15 protein-coding genes are annotated in these 14,718 nt (G+C 68.3%); 6 read left to right on the top strand and 9 right to left on the bottom strand.

The annotated features are described in order from the left end of the window. The first annotated feature begins 13 nt into the window (after nt 1-13). Nucleotides 14-541, top strand: coding sequence for a MarR family winged helix-turn-helix transcriptional regulator (locus AC0B44_RS11680; RefSeq protein ID WP_471903043.1), 528 nt, complete (start codon nt 14-16; stop codon nt 539-541). A 113-nt stretch (nt 542-654) separates the two neighbouring features. Here the strand turns inward: AC0B44_RS11680 and AC0B44_RS11685 are convergent, their stop codons facing one another. Genes AC0B44_RS11685 through AC0B44_RS11705 form a run of 5 tightly spaced genes read right to left on the bottom strand, consistent with a single transcriptional unit; the run spans nt 655 to nt 6,093 of the window. Continuing rightward, complete coding sequence (locus AC0B44_RS11685; RefSeq protein WP_471903044.1) at nt 655-1,431, bottom strand: enoyl-CoA hydratase; 777 nt, start codon at nt 1,429-1,431, stop codon at nt 655-657. After that, nucleotides 1,428-2,396, bottom strand: a complete 969-nt coding sequence (gene mmsB, locus AC0B44_RS11690) for a 3-hydroxyisobutyrate dehydrogenase (RefSeq protein ID WP_471903148.1) — start codon at nt 2,394-2,396, stop codon at nt 1,428-1,430. Before mmsB ends, AC0B44_RS11685 begins: the two co-directional genes overlap by 4 nt. Continuing rightward, the gene (locus AC0B44_RS11695; RefSeq protein WP_471903045.1) at nt 2,333-3,397 is read right to left on the bottom strand and encodes an enoyl-CoA hydratase/isomerase family protein; all 1,065 of its coding nucleotides are present in this window, start codon (nt 3,395-3,397) and stop codon (nt 2,333-2,335) included. Before AC0B44_RS11695 ends, mmsB begins: the two co-directional genes overlap by 64 nt. Beyond that, a complete protein-coding gene (locus AC0B44_RS11700) occupies nt 3,394-4,548 on the bottom strand; it encodes an isobutyryl-CoA dehydrogenase (protein ID WP_471903046.1) in 1,155 nt (384 codons plus the stop codon). The genes AC0B44_RS11695 and AC0B44_RS11700 overlap by 4 nt, the downstream gene beginning before the upstream one ends. 12 nt (nt 4,549-4,560) lie before the next feature. After that, entirely contained in the window at nt 4,561-6,093 is a 1,533-nt protein-coding gene (locus tag AC0B44_RS11705; RefSeq protein WP_471903047.1) for a CoA-acylating methylmalonate-semialdehyde dehydrogenase, read from the bottom strand. Nucleotides 6,094-6,224: 131 nt separating this feature from the next. On the opposite strand from AC0B44_RS11705, the gene AC0B44_RS11710 reads away from it, so the two are divergent. Genes AC0B44_RS11710 through AC0B44_RS11720 form a run of 3 tightly spaced genes read left to right on the top strand, consistent with a single transcriptional unit; the run spans nt 6,225 to nt 8,665 of the window. Further along, nucleotides 6,225-6,560 carry a DUF6412 domain-containing protein gene (locus AC0B44_RS11710; RefSeq protein ID WP_471903048.1) on the top strand — a complete coding sequence of 112 codons (336 nt, stop codon included), beginning with the start codon at nt 6,225-6,227 and terminating at the stop codon, nt 6,558-6,560. Nucleotides 6,561-6,614: 54 nt separating this feature from the next. Then, nucleotides 6,615-7,283 (top strand): ABC transporter ATP-binding protein, encoded by a 669-nt coding sequence (locus tag AC0B44_RS11715; protein ID WP_471903049.1) that lies wholly within the window; start codon nt 6,615-6,617, stop codon nt 7,281-7,283. Further along, nucleotides 7,280-8,665 (top strand): DUF6297 family protein, encoded by a 1,386-nt coding sequence (locus tag AC0B44_RS11720; protein ID WP_471903050.1) that lies wholly within the window; start codon nt 7,280-7,282, stop codon nt 8,663-8,665. Before AC0B44_RS11715 ends, AC0B44_RS11720 begins: the two co-directional genes overlap by 4 nt. 36 nt (nt 8,666-8,701) lie before the next feature. Here the strand turns inward: AC0B44_RS11720 and AC0B44_RS11725 are convergent, their stop codons facing one another. Together AC0B44_RS11725 and AC0B44_RS11730 are read right to left on the bottom strand one after the other, a co-directional pair. Next, nucleotides 8,702-9,418, bottom strand: coding sequence for an SWIM zinc finger family protein (locus tag AC0B44_RS11725; RefSeq protein ID WP_471903051.1), 717 nt, complete (start codon nt 9,416-9,418; stop codon nt 8,702-8,704). Further along, a complete protein-coding gene (locus tag AC0B44_RS11730; protein WP_471903052.1) occupies nt 9,418-12,231 on the bottom strand; it encodes a DEAD/DEAH box helicase in 2,814 nt (937 codons plus the stop codon). The genes AC0B44_RS11725 and AC0B44_RS11730 overlap by 1 nt, the downstream gene beginning before the upstream one ends. A 128-nt stretch (nt 12,232-12,359) precedes the next feature. Here AC0B44_RS11730 and AC0B44_RS11735 point away from each other — a divergent pair, with 128 nt between their 5' ends. Further along, nucleotides 12,360-12,686, top strand: a complete 327-nt coding sequence (locus AC0B44_RS11735; RefSeq protein WP_471903053.1) for a hypothetical protein — start codon at nt 12,360-12,362, stop codon at nt 12,684-12,686. 10 nt (nt 12,687-12,696) lie between these two features. Here AC0B44_RS11735 and AC0B44_RS11740 read toward each other — a convergent pair whose 3' ends face one another. Then, the gene (locus AC0B44_RS11740; protein ID WP_471903054.1) at nt 12,697-12,963 is read right to left on the bottom strand and encodes a helix-turn-helix domain-containing protein; all 267 of its coding nucleotides are present in this window, start codon (nt 12,961-12,963) and stop codon (nt 12,697-12,699) included. Between the two features lie 117 nt (nt 12,964-13,080). Between AC0B44_RS11740 and map the strand changes: the two genes are divergently transcribed. Further along, nucleotides 13,081-13,854 (top strand): type I methionyl aminopeptidase, encoded by a 774-nt coding sequence (map, locus tag AC0B44_RS11745; protein ID WP_471903055.1) that lies wholly within the window; start codon nt 13,081-13,083, stop codon nt 13,852-13,854. A gap of 63 nt (nt 13,855-13,917) precedes the next feature. Here map and AC0B44_RS11750 read toward each other — a convergent pair whose 3' ends face one another. Continuing rightward, nucleotides 13,918-14,700: an enoyl-CoA hydratase/isomerase family protein gene (locus AC0B44_RS11750; protein WP_471903056.1), complete on the bottom strand. Its 783-nt coding sequence runs from the start codon at nt 14,698-14,700 to the stop codon at nt 13,918-13,920. Between the last annotated feature and the right edge of the window lie 18 nt (nt 14,701-14,718).

Here is a 14,718-nt window from a genome sequence, read left to right on the forward strand (position 1 = left end):
GAATGATGGAGGCATGCCCGCACCACTCCCCCTCGATCCCATCGCCGAAGCCCACCGTCAGTGGGTTGCCCACGGCTGGGGCGAGGTCGCCGACGGCATGGCCGCGGTGACGTCGGTGATGCGGGCGCAGCAGATCATGATGGCGCGTGTCGAAGAGGTGCTCAAACCCTTCGGCCTGACGTTCGCCCGCTACGAACTGCTCACCCTGTTGCACTTCACCAAGGCCGGAGCGTTGCCGATGGCCAAGGCGAGTGCGCGACTCCAGGTACACCCGACGAGCGTGACCAATGCCGTCGATCGACTCGAGGCCGCGCATCTCGTGCGCCGCACCCCACATCCCAGCGACCGCCGCGCCACGCTCATCGAACTCACCGACGAAGGTCGTGCGCTGGCGATCCAGGCAACCGAGAAGCTCAACACCGAGGTGTTCGCGCGCCCGGGGATTCCGTCCGAACATATCGACACCTTGTTGCGGATACTCGCGACCATGCGCCACGACGCGGGCGATTTCGACACCGGGGGTTCGCCGTCGAAGTGGTGAGCGCGCGGCGGTAACACTTGCGGACCGCTCCGCACGGCTCGGTCACACGAACAGCAGACACGAAAAACGCCGCCCCACATCGGGGACGGCGTTTTCTCGTATCTCGTGTCCGTCTACGCGTGCTTGAAGTCCGGCGTGCGCTTCTCGACGAACGCCGCCATGCCTTCCTTCTGGTCGGCGGTGGCGAACGTCGAGTGGAACACCCGGCGCTCGAACCGCACGCCTTCGGCGAGGGTCGTCTCGAAGGACCGGTTGACCGCTTCCTTCGCCATGATCGCGGCCGGCAGCGACATCGACGCGATGGTGGTGGCGGCGTCGAGTGCGACCTCGAGCAGTTCGGCGGCCGGCACGACACGCGAGACGAGGCCCGCGCGCTCGGCTTCCTCCGCGTCCATGTTGCGGCCGGTGAGGCACATATCCATGGCCTTGGCCTTGCCCACCGCGCGGGTCAGGCGCTGCGAGCCGCCGATGCCGGGGATGACACCGAGCTTGATCTCCGGCTGACCGAACTTGGCGGTGTCGGACGCAATGATGAAGTCGCACAACATCGCCAGCTCGCAACCGCCGCCGAGCGCGTAGCCCGATACCGCGGCGATGATCGGGGTGCGGGCGGACGACAGCCGGTCCCAGTCGGAGAAGAAGTCCTCGGAGTACACCTCGGAGAAGGTCTTGGGTGCCATCTCCTTGATGTCGGCGCCGGCGGCGAACGCCCGCTCCGACCCGGTGAGGAGGATCGCACCGATCTCGCGGTCGGCGTCGAGTTCTTCGACCGCCGAGACCACTTCGCGCATCAACTGGGAGTTGAGTGCGTTGAGCGCCTTGGGCCGGTTGAGCGTGATGATGCCGACGCGGGCCTTGCGCTCGAGCAGGATGGTCTCGAAATCGGTCACTTGCTGTCCTCTGCGTTCGAGCGGTCACGAATGTCGTTGATGATGGCGGAGAAATCGAGTGCGCCACCACCCCCGGTGTTGAACCGATGATAGAGCTCGGCGGCGCGCAGCCCGAGTTCGGCCTCGACCCCGTTGGACCGCACCGCGTTCGACGCGAGCCCGAGATCCTTGTCCATGAGGGCCGCGGCGAAGCCCGGCTTGTAATCGTTGTTGGCCGGGGTCGTGGGCACCGGGCCGGGAACCGGGCAGTTGCTCGTCAATGCCCAGCACTGACCCGACGCGTTGGACGCGACGTCGAACAGCGCCTGGTTGTCGAGGCCGAGTTTCTCGCCGAGCACGAACGCTTCGCTGATCGCGATCATGGACACACCGAGGATCATGTTGTTGCAGATCTTGGCGGCCTGGCCGTTGCCCGAGCCGCCGCAATGGACGACCTTGCGGCCCATGACGTCGAGGAGCGGCTGCGCTGCGGCGAAGTCGTCCTCGCTGCCACCGACCATGAAGGCCAGAGTCCCCGCCGCGGCGCCGGCGACACCGCCCGACACGGGGGCGTCGACAGCGCGGTGACCGGCAGCCTGCGCACGACCGGCCGCCTCACGTGCATCGGCGACGTCGATCGTGGAGCTGTCGACGAAGAGCGTGTTCGGCTTTGCCGCGCCGAGGATCTCGTCGTAGAGATCGAGAACCAGCTTGCCGTTGGGCAGCATGGTGATCACGACGTCGGCCGTGGGGACGGCCTCGACTGCTGATCCCACGACGGTGATGCCGTTCTTCGTGGCCTCCTCCTGCGCGGCGGGCACGGGGTCGTACCCGGTGACCGGGTAGCCCGCCTTGGCGAGGTTCGCGGCCATCGGCCCACCCATGTGGCCGAGACCGAGGAAGGCGACGTTGGGAAGTTCACTCATCGGTCGTTCTCCTTCGGAGCGGCGAGGCCGAGTTCGAGCTCGCCGAGCGGCTGGAAGTATGCGTCGATGTCGGCGGCGGTGACATCGACGAGGGTCGGGGGCGACCACTGCGGGTTGCGGTCCTTGTCGACCACCTGGGCCCGGATCCCCTCGACGAGGTCGTGCGAGTTCAGCGACGCGGACGAGACCCGGAACTCTTCGTTCAGCACCTCTTCGAGACTGCCGAGCGTCCGTGCGTGCCGCAGCGAACGCAACGTGACCTTGAGCGCGACAGGCGATTTGGCAAGGATCTGCTCGGCGGTGGACCGTGCCTCGTCGACGTCACTGCTGCGCAGGCGCTCGACGATCTCCTCGACGGTGTCCGCCGAGTACGCCGCGTCGATCCAGTCGCGTTGCGCGAGCAACGTCGATTCCGGTGCGGGCCGGGAGTATTCGGCGAGTGCGTCGTCGACCGAACCGGTCTCGAGCGCTGCGACGAACTTGTCGAGGGCGTCGGACGGCACGAAGTGATCGGCGAAACCGAGCGCGATCGCGTCGCCCGCCTTCATCCGGCCGGTGGTCAGCGCGATGTGGGTGCCGATCTCCCCGGGTGTGCGCGAGAGCAGGTAGGTGCCGCCCACGTCGGGGATGAATCCGATGCCGGTCTCGGGCATCGCGATGCTCGAGCGTTCGGTGACGATCCGGACGTTGCCGTGCGCGGAGATGCCGACACCGCCGCCCATCACGATGCCGTCCATGATCGCCACGTACGGCTTGGGATAGCGACCGATCGCGGCGTTGAGGATGTACTCGTCACGCCAGAATTCCTGGGAGCCGGTACCGCCGTCGCGGGCATCGTGATAGATCGAGACGATGTCGCCACCGGCGCACAGTCCACGCTCCCCCGCACCGCGGACGACGACGGCGCGGACGGAGTCGTCGGCCGCCCACTCCGTGAGCGCCTCGGCCATCACGCGCACCATGTCGTGGTTGAGCGCGTTGATCGCCTTGGGCCGGTTGAGCGTGATGTGGCCCAGTCCGTTCTTCGCCTCGATGAGGACCTCGGGTTCCTGCCCCGTCATTGCGCTCCGTTCTGCGCTGCGGCCACCACGCTGCGCGCGACGACCACCCGCATGATCTCGTTGGTTCCTTCGAGGATCTGATGCACGCGCAGATCGCGCACGATCTTCTCGATCCCGTACTCGGCCAGGTAACCGTAGCCACCGTGGAGTTGCAGCGCATCGTTCGCGACCGCGAATCCGGCGTCGGTGGCGAAGCGCTTGGCCATCGCGCACAGTTCCACGACGTCGGGCGCCTCGTTGTCGAGGGCATCCGCTGCTCGCCACAACAGCGTGCGCGCCGCCTCGAGTTCGGTGCGCATGTCCGCCAGCCGGAACTGCAATGCCTGCGAGTCGAGCAACCGGTCGCCGAACGCCTTGCGTTCGGCGAGGTAGGCGACCGTCCGGTCCAGTGCCGCCTGGCCGCCGCCCACCGAACATGCGGCGATGTTGAGACGGCCACCGTTGAGGCCGTGCATCGCGATGCGGAAGCCACCGCCTTCCGTCCCGAGCAGGTTCGCGGCCGGCACGCGTGCGCCGTCCAGGATGACCTGGCGGGTGGGCTGCGCGTTCCAGCCCATCTTCTTCTCGTTGGCGCCGAACGACAGGCCCGGCGTGTCCTTCGGGACGATGAACGCCGAGATGCCGCGCGCGCCGGTGTCGCCGGTACGGGCCATCACGACGTAGACGTCGGAAGTTCCTGCGCCGGAGATGAACTGCTTGACGCCGGTGAGCACGTAGTCGTCGCCGTCGCGCACGGCCCTGGTGCTGAGCGCGGCGGCGTCGGATCCCGCGCCCGGTTCGGTGAGGCAGTAGCTTCCGAGGAACTCCATCGAACTCAGCTTCGGCACCCAGCGGTGCCGTTGCTCGTCGTCACCGAACTTGTCGATCATCCACGTGACCATGTTGTGGATCGAGATGTATGCGGCGATGGACGGGCATCCGGTGGCGAGTTCCTCGAAGATGCGGACGGAGTCGAGGCGGCGCAGCCCCGATCCGCCCACGTCCTCGCGGATGTAGATCCCGCCCATGCCGAGTGCCGCGGCCTTGCGCAGTACATCCACCGGGAAGTGCTTGTTCTGGTCCCATTCGACCGCGTGGGGAGCCAGGTACTCGGTGGCGAAGTCGCGGGCGGTGTCGCGGATCGCCCGGTCGTCGTCGCTGAGGGTGAACATCGGCGTGACCGCCTAGTCCATCGTCGGGATGACGAAGTGATCGGTGTCGGCGACGTGGGCGCCCTCGAGATCGCCCTCCTTGACACCGGACGGCCACCGCTGGGTGACGGTCTTGGTCTTGGTGTAGAAGCGGAAGGCGTCCGGTCCGTGCTGGTTGAGGTCGCCGAAGCCCGACGCCTTCCAGCCACCGAAGGTGTAGTACGCGATCGGCACGGGGATCGGCACGTTGACGCCGACCATGCCGACCTCGACGCGGGTGGTGAAGTCGCGGGCGGTGTCACCGTCGCGGGTGAAGATCGCGACGCCGTTGCCGTATTCGTGCTCGGTGGGCAGGCGCAGGGCTTCCTCGTAGTCGCGGGCACGCACGACCGTCAGGACGGGACCGAAGATCTCTTCCTTGTAGATCGACATGTCGGTGGTGACGCGGTCGAAGAGCGTTGCACCGGAGAAGAAGCCGCCCTCGTTGCCTTCGAGCACGAATCCGCGGCCGTCGACGACGAGTTCGGCGCCTTCCTCTACGCCCTTGGCGATGTAGCCGTGGACACGGTCGCGGGCGGCGGCGGTCACGAGCGGACCGAAGTCTGCCTTCTCGTCGAAGCTGGTGCCGATGCGGAGTTCGGCGATGCGTTCCTGGAGCTTGGCCACGAGGCGGTCGGCGGTCTCCTCACCAACGGGGACGGCCACCGACAGCGCCATGCAGCGCTCACCGGCGGAGCCGTACGCGGCGCCGACGAGCGCATCGGCGACCTGGTCGAGGTCGGCGTCGGGCATGATCACGGCGTGGTTCTTCGCGCCGCCGAAGCACTGCGCCCGCTTGCCGTTCTTCGCGGCGGTCTCGTAGATGTACTGGGCGATCGGCGTGGAGCCGACGAATCCGAGTGCCTTGACGCGGGGATCGTCGAGCAGGACGTCGACTGCTTCCTTGTCGCCGTTGACGACGTTGAACACGCCGGCGGGCAGTCCGGCTTCGAGGAAGAGTTCGGCCAGTCGCAGCGGCACGGACGGGTCGCGCTCGGACGGCTTGAGGACGAACGCGTTGCCGGACACGAGAGCCGGGGCGGCCTTCCACAGCGGGATCATCGCGGGGAAGTTGAACGGGGTGATGCCCGCGACCACGCCGAGCGGCTGCCGCATCGAGTACACGTCGATCCCGGTGCCGGCCGACTCGGTGAATTCACCCTTGAGCAGGTGCGGAGCGCCGAGCGCGACCTCGACGACCTCGAGACCGCGCTGGATGTCGCCCTTCGCGTCGGGGATCGTCTTGCCGTGCTCGCTCGAGAGCAGCCGGGCGAGTTCGTCCATGTTGTCCTGGGCGAGCTGGAGGAATCGCATCAGGACGCGAGCGCGCTTCTGCGGGTTCCACGACGCCCATTCCTTCTGCGCCACGGCGGCGTTGGCGATGACGTCCTCGACCTCGGAGCGGCCGGCGAGCGGAACACGCGCCTGGACCTCGCCGGTGTTGGGGTCGAAGACGTCGGCGAAACGGCCGGAGGTGCCGGAGACATGCTTGCCCCCGACGAAGTGGGTCAGTTCTCGGATGCTCATGCGCGAACCCGTCCTTTGCTCGATAGTGGTGGCTGTGTCAGGGCAGCCGGGAGTTCCAAAGTCTTCGCTCATCCTATAGTTGGAAGTCCACGTATGTCCAGGGTCACACCTCGTCGGCTACACTCCGCATCATGACCCGCGGGCCGAGGAACAGCACCGATGCGCTGGCCTTCCTGCTGCTGTGGGCTCTTTTCTCTCTGCTCGCGGTCTCTCCCGCACTCCCCGGAGACAGCCTCGCCTCGATGCTGGCAGGGTTTCTCGTCACCGTCGTCGTGGTTGCCGCGCTGATCGTCCGGCGCGCCGACGACCTGCTGTTCGGACTGTCCCGAACCCCGCGCGGCCCCACCGTCGAGGAACAACGTCTGCGCGGCGCGTTCCGGCGACAGTCACATCCCGATACGGCCGGTCGCCCGCGACCCAGAGCACCCGGCCCCGGTGCAGGGGCCGCGACGTCTCTCTTCATCTGACCGGTCCCTGCTTCCTCGCGACCACACTCTTCACGAGGAACACCGGGAGTCCCTGTGCCCAGAGCTTTCCCCCGCGGCGCGACGCGGCGCGGTAGTCACGTTCTCTCCGTCCGCGACGCGGAACGCCGATTCGGCGACCTGCTCGTGTTCACCGCGGTGCACTTCGACGTCGCCGCCGGCGAATGCTGCGCTGTCACCGGCGCAAACGGTGCCGGAAAGTCCACACTGCTGCGATGCATCGTGGGCTCCGACCGCCTCGATCGGGGCGCTGTCACGATCGACGGCGTGGTGGGCGATGAATCCTCCCCCGACCACCGAGCAGCAGTGGCATCCGTCGTCGGCGACGTCGCGACGTTCGCGCATCTGACGGCCCACGAACACCTGCAACTCGTCGCCCTCGCTCACGGAATGCACGATCCCGCGGGTCAGGCGACCCGGACGCTGTCCGAACTGGGACTGGCCGGAGCATCCGGGCAGCTGCCCGTCACCCTGTCCAGCGGTCAGCGCCGCCGCTTGGCGCTGGCGTCGGCGTTCGTCCGTCCGCGCCGGTTGCTGGTACTCGACGAACCCGAGCAGCATCTCGATCACGACGGCCGATCCTGGCTCGCACACCGTCTCGTCAAGGAGAAGAACGAAGGGTGCGCGGTCGTCCTCGCCTCGCACGACCCGGACCTGGTCGCCGCGGTCGCCGACCACGTCGTGGACGCAGACTCGTGGCGTTGACGGAACCGCGTCCGGCGGTCCCGGCGGCCGGCACGCTCCGGGACATGCGACGGCGGTTCGGCCGCAGCCAAGCACCCCGAACCGACCTGATCGGCACGGCTGTCCTGTCCGTGCTCGGTATCTATGTCGTCGCCGGGCTCGCCTGGTGGGTCGCCACCCGCTCGCCGGCCGCGCTCGTCGACGCGGTGTCCGCAGCCACCGGAGCGTCGTGGGATACCGCGTCCTGGAATCCGGGCTGGGCGTGGGTAGCCGGTAGCGCCGCGGTCGCCGCAGGTGTCGGGGCAGCGCGAGCGCTCGGACCCCTGACCTCGAGTGCGGAGCGCGCGTTCTGGTTGTTGTCGACCCCGGTGGATCGGGCGGCATTGCTCCGTCCCACCGTGTGGGCGGTACTCGCCGCCGGAGCGGGGACGGGAGCGGCCGCCGGACGGTTGGCCGCTTTCGCCGGCATCGTGGAGTTCTGGCCACCCCTTGCCGTCTCGGGTGCGCTCGGGGGCGTCGGCGTGGCATCGCTAGCAGTGCTCGTGCAAGCCAGGGTATTTCCTGTTCGCACCCTCCCCGCAATGCAGTACGCATCGATCGTACTGGGAGTAAGTGTCGCGGCGACATGCGCGACGGGAACGGTCGTGCCGGTGTTCGTGACCTGGCTTCCGGTCGTCGCCGTCGCACTGCCCGTCGCCGTCATATGCTGCGCCGCCCTTCTTTTCTGCGGCCGCATCACGGCAGCGGAGTTGGACGACCGCGCCGAGATCGCGGGGGCAGCCCGCACGTCCCTGGTGGGGCTCGATCCCACGATCGTCGTCGGCGTCCACGACGCCCGCGCCTGGAAACGGGTCGCATCCCGGCGGTCACGGGCATTGCCACCCGGCCGGACTCGTGCGCTCGTCCGGGCCGACCTGCTCCGGAATCTGCGCAGGCCGTCTCCGTTCGCGGCGACGGCCGTCGTCGTCGGCTGCGCCTGGATCCTCGGCGCGACTGCATCCCCGGTCGTGGCGGCATGGATCCAGCTTGCGGCCGTGTTCGTGGCGACGCTCATGTTCAGTAGTGGACTACGGGATCTGGCGGGAATGCCGGAACTCCGCGCGATGCTCGGCGCAGCGGATCGCGATCTCTATTGCCCTCTGGCGGTGGTACCGGCGTGTGCCGCCGCAGTGGTGACGGTGATGACGGCGCCGGTGACGGGATGGTCACCGATCGTCGGCGTGCTCGTCGCCGCCGGTGCCTGCATCGCCACCTACCGGATGCGTACGCGCCTGCGCACCGGATACGACGGCCTCATCCTGGAGACGGCAGTCGGTCAGGTGCCCGTCGACTTGGTTCGACAGTGGCTCCGCGGACCGGATTACCTCATCGCCACGGGACTGCTTCTGGCGCTGATCCTCTGAAACCCTCGGGCACCGCACGCAACTGCTGCAGCGGCGTCAGCGCATCCGGCGGTAGAGATCTTCGAGGTCGGTCATCGCGCGGATGACGACGGCTTCGTCCGTGCCCCCGGCTCGCAACGCGCGACGCAACAGCATCGGGTCGAGGTCTTCGAGCGCGGGCCGGAATCGTTCCGACGGAAGATCGGGCAGTTCGGTGTCCTCGCCGTAGAAGTCGCCCGTGTCGGGGGCGTTGTCGACACCGCCGATCAGCGTCCCCAGATCGACACCGCGCAGGGTGAGAACGGCGAGGGGCTTGTCGTCGATGTGCTCGGCGAGCAGATACGCCACGGCGGCGGCGTGCTTACACGGCCAGCCGTCGTCGGGGCAGGTGCAGTCGAAATCGAGTTCGCCCGCGCGTCGCGGCAGCAGCAGTGGCCCGAGTTCTTCGGGGAGCACCCCCGCGGCCAGTCGTGCCAGCACACCGGGTGAGGCTCGCACCTCCCGGATCAGTTCCTCGACGGCGTCGTCGTCGAGGCGTCGCACGGTCACCGTCGAGGTGAACGGTCGCAGCTGACTGCCCTGGACCTCCCCGACCGCGGCGCCGGGCTCGATCCGCATCGAGACCACCTGCCCGGACCGCGCGTAGGCGCGACCCCGCGTCAGCCGGCCTTTGTCGGCCACCTGTTCCATGGTCGCGATCAGCTCTTTCGACCACCAGCTGCGGCCGATCGCGCCGCGCTTGGTGCGGGTCTCGACCCGGTTGTCGAGCGCCATCAGTCACCCACCGCTTCGTCGCCGAGGGACAGCAGGGAATGCAACTGGTCGGTAGACAACTCGGTGATCCAGTTCTCCCCCACCCCGATCGCCAGGTCGGCCAGTTCCTGTTTGCCGGTGAGCATTTCGTCGATCCGCTCCTCCACGGTGCCCACGCACACGAGTTTGCGCACCTGGACGTTGCGCTGCTGGCCGATACGGAACGCCCGGTCGGTGGCCTGGTTCTCCACCGCGGGGTTCCACCACCGGTCCAGGTGCACAACGTGATTGGCGGCGGTCAGGTTCAGGCCCGTGCCACCGGCTTTGAGCGAGAGCAACATGATGGGCGGCCCGTCGTCGCCCTGGAACCGCGCCACCATGTCGTCGCGTTTCGTCTTGGTCACCCCACCGTGCAGGAACGGCACCGTCGTCGCGAACCGCTCCGCGAGATAGGGCGCGATGAGCTCCCCGAACTCGCGGAACTGCGTGAACAGCAGGACTTTCTCGCCGTCGGCGAGCACGGACTCCACGATGTCCTCGACCAGTCCGAGCTTGCCCGAGCGGTGTCTGCCACGTCGCATCACCGGCGAACCGTCGCCGAGGTAGTGCGCCGGATGGTTGCACACCTGCTTGAGCCGGGTCAGGGCGGCGAGGACTGCGCCCTTGCGGGCCATACCTTCCTTGTCGCGGATCTTGCGCATCATGTCGTCCACCACGGCGCGATAGAGCGCAGCCTGTTCGGCGGTGAGGTTGGCGCGGACCGTCTGCTCGAACTTCTCCGGAAGATCGGAGATCACGTCCGGGTCGGTCTTGACACGTCGCAGCACGAACGGCGCCGACAACGCCCGCAGTCGCGCGGCCGCCACCGGGTCGTGGTCGCGTTCGATGGGCACAGCGAATCGCGCGCGGAACGAGGCCGCACTGCCGAGCAACCGGGGATTCGCGAAATCGAGAATCGACCGCAGTTCTTCGAGCCGGTTCTCGACCGGCGTACCGGTGAGGGCGATGCGGTGGGCCGCCGGGATCGCCCGGGTGGCGCGCGACTGTGCGGTCGCGGTGTTCTTCACGTGCTGCGCTTCGTCGAGAACAACACGGCGCCACGGCAATTCGGCAAGCTGCGCGACGTCGCGGGCAGCGATGGCATAGGTGGTGACGACCAGTTCACCGGCGGCGACCGCCGCGGCCAGGGCCTCCCCCTTCAGCCGCTGCGCGCCGTGATGGACGTAGACGCGCAGATCCGGGACGAACCGCTCCGCCTCCCGCTGCCAGTTGCCGACCACCGACATCGGGCACACGAGGAGCGTGGGCGCACCCGCGGGAGCAGTTTCGCGTTCGTGTGCGAGCAGTGCCAGCACCTGCACGGTCTTGCCGAGCCCCATGTCGTCGGCGAGGACCGCGCCGAGTCCGAGCCGGCTCATGAACGCGAGCCATTCGAGTCCGCGCTGCTGGTAGGGCCGCAACTCCGCCACGAGTCCGGCCGGCGGTGTGATCTCCTCCGGCTGTGCCTGCCCGTCGAGCAATGTCTCGACCCAACCGGACGCGGCGATGTCGGTGACCTCGACGGGCGGGGCGTCTTCCCCGGTGAATTGCGCGAACAGCGACCCGAGAGTGGCATCGCGTTCCGAATGCGCCGTGACGAAGCGGGCGGCCCGTGCGAGTGCCTCGGCGTCGGCGCGCACCCACTTGCCGCGCAGCTTGACCAGGTCGCTGTTCGCCGCGACCAGTTCGTCCATCTCGGCCCGGGTGAGCAACATGTCGCCCACCGCGAGCTGCCATTCGTACGACACGATCGCACTCATGCCGACGACGCTGTCGTCGGCGCTGACCGGCGCGACGGGCGAGTCGACCTGGAGGCGCAGGGACGGATCGACTGTCGCCCAGGCTCGCGGCAGCAGCAGCGCCACGCCTGCGGCCTGCAACGCCCGGGCACCGTGTTCGACGAGGTCGATCACCACCGGGGTGGGCAGCAGCAGGTCGAGGGTGTCGATGTCGCGTGGCACGTCCTGGAGCCGTGGGTAGGCGGTGATCGCCGCGCCGAGCTTGCGGATGGCGATCTGCAGAAGATGGGGGTCGGTGCCGTCCACGGTCACCGGCACGGGCGCCTGTCCCTCCGCGCGCAGGCACACTTCCAGCCGCCACAACGCGGCCACACCGATGTCGCCCTCGTCGTCGGTGTCCTCCGGTTCGACGAGACGCAGAACCAGGTCGGGTTCGTAACCGGCGAGGCTCGCCCGCCACTCGTCCAGCGCATCCGCCATCCGTTGCGTGCCACGGGGGTGGGGTCGGCCTTCCGCGAGGGCGGCGACCAGCGGGTGCAGGGATGTCGAAGACCCGTGCAGGGTGCGGACGATCGGGTCGGTGAGTTCGGCACACATGTTGTCGAGCAACGCCGTCGGACGACCGAGTTGCCGCTGGACGGGGGGCATCGCCGCGGCGAGTTCCGCCGACCACGCCCGTGTCTTCTCGCCGCCGAGCAACTGCCACCGCGCCCACCACTGCTTCTCCGCGCGGACGAGTTCGGGGGCGACCCGGCCCGCCTGCGCCCACCGCTCGATGCCGTGGGCCACGTGGGCGAGGTAGCGCAGATCGCCCGCGACACCGTTCGGGCGTCGCGGGAGATCGAGCAGGAGAACGGCCGCGTCGGGTGGTGCCACGGCGACCGCCGGCAGCACACGCGGCGCGGTGTCACCGGGGAGGGTCAGCTCGACGCGGTGCCGGAAGGGCCGGTCGATCCAGCGCCGCAGAGCCGACGGCAACACGTCGTCGTCGGCTTCGACCGCGGGATCACGCCACAGCATCAGGCCTGATCCCGGTGACCACAGCCCGTGCAACATGCCCTCCATGGTGCCAGCCGCCCGCGGCGCGGCTCATGGGAGGGTTGGCGCGTCGAACGAACTGCCGGTCAACGGAGAGGGATCGGGGGACACTGGTCGGCACACGTCCGAAAACTCCAGGAGCCGCGATGTCCATTCTGGTGCAGGTTCTCGAACAGACGCCGAGCACGCGTACGCCGTGGGAACAGGTCAAGTACGGGTTCGTCGACTGGGATCACGTGACCACGCTTCGTCTCGACGGTCGTTGCGGTGTGTGGCTCGACGGCACCAAGCAGGGCGAGTCGCACCGGCTCGCCACCACCGCGTCGTCGCAGGAAGCGATCTTCTTCCTGCTCAACATGTTCGAGAAGATCGCGGAGTGTGCCGAATCCGGCGGGTCGTGGATCGTCGGGCACGACGGTGCCACGGTCGGGTCGATCAGCGCGGCGCGGTTCCCGGCACGACCCGGCGAGTGACGTCGCAGATCTAGCCGGCGTCCTCGAGTTCCTCGGCGTCGAGGCAGACCTGCGCGAGGTCGTCGAGCGGGAGTTCCAGTGCACGTGCCAATGCCGCGACGGTGACGAATCCCGGCGTCGCAAGCCTGCCGGTTTCGATCTTGCGCAGCGTCTCCGGCGAGATTCCTGCCGCTTCGGCGACGTCGGCGAGGGTGCGGTCGCGCCGCGCCTCGCGGAGGAGCGCACCGAGGCGTTTACCTGCAGCAAGCTGTTGCGGGGACAACGGGAGACGCACCATGGCTTCGAGCGTATCCGAGACGCCACAAGGCCGGGGTCCGGTATGAGAATACCAACCTCGTGCCGTTCTGGTATTTTTATACCGGAACTCACGAACCCTTCCGGAAGGACACGAGCGGTGCTCGAACTGAAGACCCCGCGAGAGATCGACGCGATGCGCACCACCGGCGCGTTCATCGCCGGCCTCCTCGACGATCTCGCACACAGGGCGGCGCCTGGGGTCAATCTCCTCGACCTCGAACAGCGGGCACGCGACCTGATCGCCGACCGGGGCGCGGTCTCCTGTTACTGGGACTACTCACCCTCGTTCGGACGTGGCCCGTTCCGCAATGTCATCTGCCTGTCGGTGAACGACGCTGTGCTGCACGGACTGCCGCACGACTACGTGCTGCAGGACGGGGACGTGCTCTCCATGGACATCGCCGTGTCGATCGACGGATGGGTGGCCGACTCCGCGCGCACCGTCGTCGTCGGGACCGAAAGGCCCGAGGATCGCCGGTTGATCGAGTCCACCGAAGTCGCCCTCGCAGCGGGCATCGCCGCAGCGCAGGCCGGAAACCGCCTCGGCGACATCTCGGCGGCCATCGGAGCCGTCGCCGCCGAATACGGCTACCCCGTCAACACCCAGTTCGGCGGCCACGGTCTCGGCCGCACCATGCACGAAGACCCGCACGTCTCCAACTCCGGCCGTGCCCGTCGCGGCCTCGTTCTGCGTCCGGGCCTGACCCTCGCCCTCGAGCCGTGGTGGACCCCGACGACGGACGAGATCGTCTTCGACCCCGACGGCTGGACGATCCGTTCCGCCGACGGTTCGCGCACCGCACACAGCGAGCACACCATCGCGATCACCGAGGACGGCCCGCGGATCCTCACCGCACCGGCCGAGCAGTAGTCGCTCCATTATCCCGGCTCAGCGGCCAGGAGTCGAATGCGACTGCTGCGCCGCCCGATCCGGTTACACGGGAAGGTTGCGCGGAATCCACTCCGGGTCGCGCTTCTCCATGAAGGCGCGCATCCCTTCCCGCGGTTCGGGCGACGTCTCGAGCGAACCGAACATCGTCTGGTAGTCGATCTGCCCGTAGCGCTCGTTGAGCATGCGCTTGACCTGAGCGCGCGCGAGCGGCGCCGTCTGGAGGACCTCGCGCGCGGCGGTCAGCGCGGCCTCACGCAACTCGTCGTGCGGCACCACGCGCGAGATCACTCCGAGCCGCAGGGCCTCTGCGGCGTCGAAACGTCGCGCCGAGAGGATCAGGTCGCGGGCCGCCGCGATCCCGACATGAGCCGGCAGCGCCGCCGCGAACGTGGCGTCGGGGATGCCGCGCAGCAGTTCGGGTACGCGGAAGGTTGCCCGCTCGCTCGCGACGGCAATGTCCGACATCATCGCGACGAGCAGTCCACCCGCCTGACAGATGCCGTTGACCGCCGAGATGACCGGCGCCCGGCTGTCGCGGATGGTCAGGAACGGCACCACGTCGTTGCCGGCGAGACCTTCGGGCAGGTCGTCTCCGGGCTCGGAGCGACCGCCGAGGTCACCACCGGGCGCGAATACGTCGTCCACGCCCGTGATGACGAGCGCGGCGAGGTCGGGGTCGCTGTTGACCAACCGCACCGCCCGTTTGAGTCCGTAGTACATCGCGGGGGTGAATGCGTTGCGGGCCGCGGGCCGGTCGATGATGCACCAGCCGATCGCGCCTTCCCGCTCGAATCTCAAACCACCGGCACTGAGGTCGTCTCCCATGTCCGGAGCATATACGAT

It is taken from the genome of Rhodococcus sp. NPDC019050 (assembly GCF_055664235.1).

What these genes read in the sequence shown, in the direction of transcription:
- AC0B44_RS11680 (WP_471903043.1), top strand. Translation starts at nt 14, where the DNA reads ATGCCCGCACCACTCCCCCTCGATCCCATCGCCGAAGCCCACCGTCAG.
- AC0B44_RS11695 (WP_471903045.1), bottom strand. Translation starts at nt 3,397, where the DNA reads ATGACGGGGCAGGAACCCGAGGTCCTCATCGAGGCGAAGAACGGACTG.
- AC0B44_RS11700 (WP_471903046.1), bottom strand. Translation starts at nt 4,548, where the DNA reads ATGTTCACCCTCAGCGACGACGACCGGGCGATCCGCGACACCGCCCGC.
- AC0B44_RS11705 (WP_471903047.1), bottom strand. Translation starts at nt 6,093, where the DNA reads ATGAGCATCCGAGAACTGACCCACTTCGTCGGGGGCAAGCATGTCTCC.
- AC0B44_RS11710 (WP_471903048.1), top strand. Translation starts at nt 6,225, where the DNA reads ATGACCCGCGGGCCGAGGAACAGCACCGATGCGCTGGCCTTCCTGCTG.
- AC0B44_RS11725 (WP_471903051.1), bottom strand. Translation starts at nt 9,418, where the DNA reads ATGGCGCTCGACAACCGGGTCGAGACCCGCACCAAGCGCGGCGCGATC.
- AC0B44_RS11730 (WP_471903052.1), bottom strand. Translation starts at nt 12,231, where the DNA reads ATGTTGCACGGGCTGTGGTCACCGGGATCAGGCCTGATGCTGTGGCGT.
- AC0B44_RS11735 (WP_471903053.1), top strand. Translation starts at nt 12,360, where the DNA reads ATGTCCATTCTGGTGCAGGTTCTCGAACAGACGCCGAGCACGCGTACG.
- AC0B44_RS11740 (WP_471903054.1), bottom strand. Translation starts at nt 12,963, where the DNA reads ATGGTGCGTCTCCCGTTGTCCCCGCAACAGCTTGCTGCAGGTAAACGC.
- AC0B44_RS11750 (WP_471903056.1), bottom strand. Translation starts at nt 14,700, where the DNA reads ATGGGAGACGACCTCAGTGCCGGTGGTTTGAGATTCGAGCGGGAAGGC.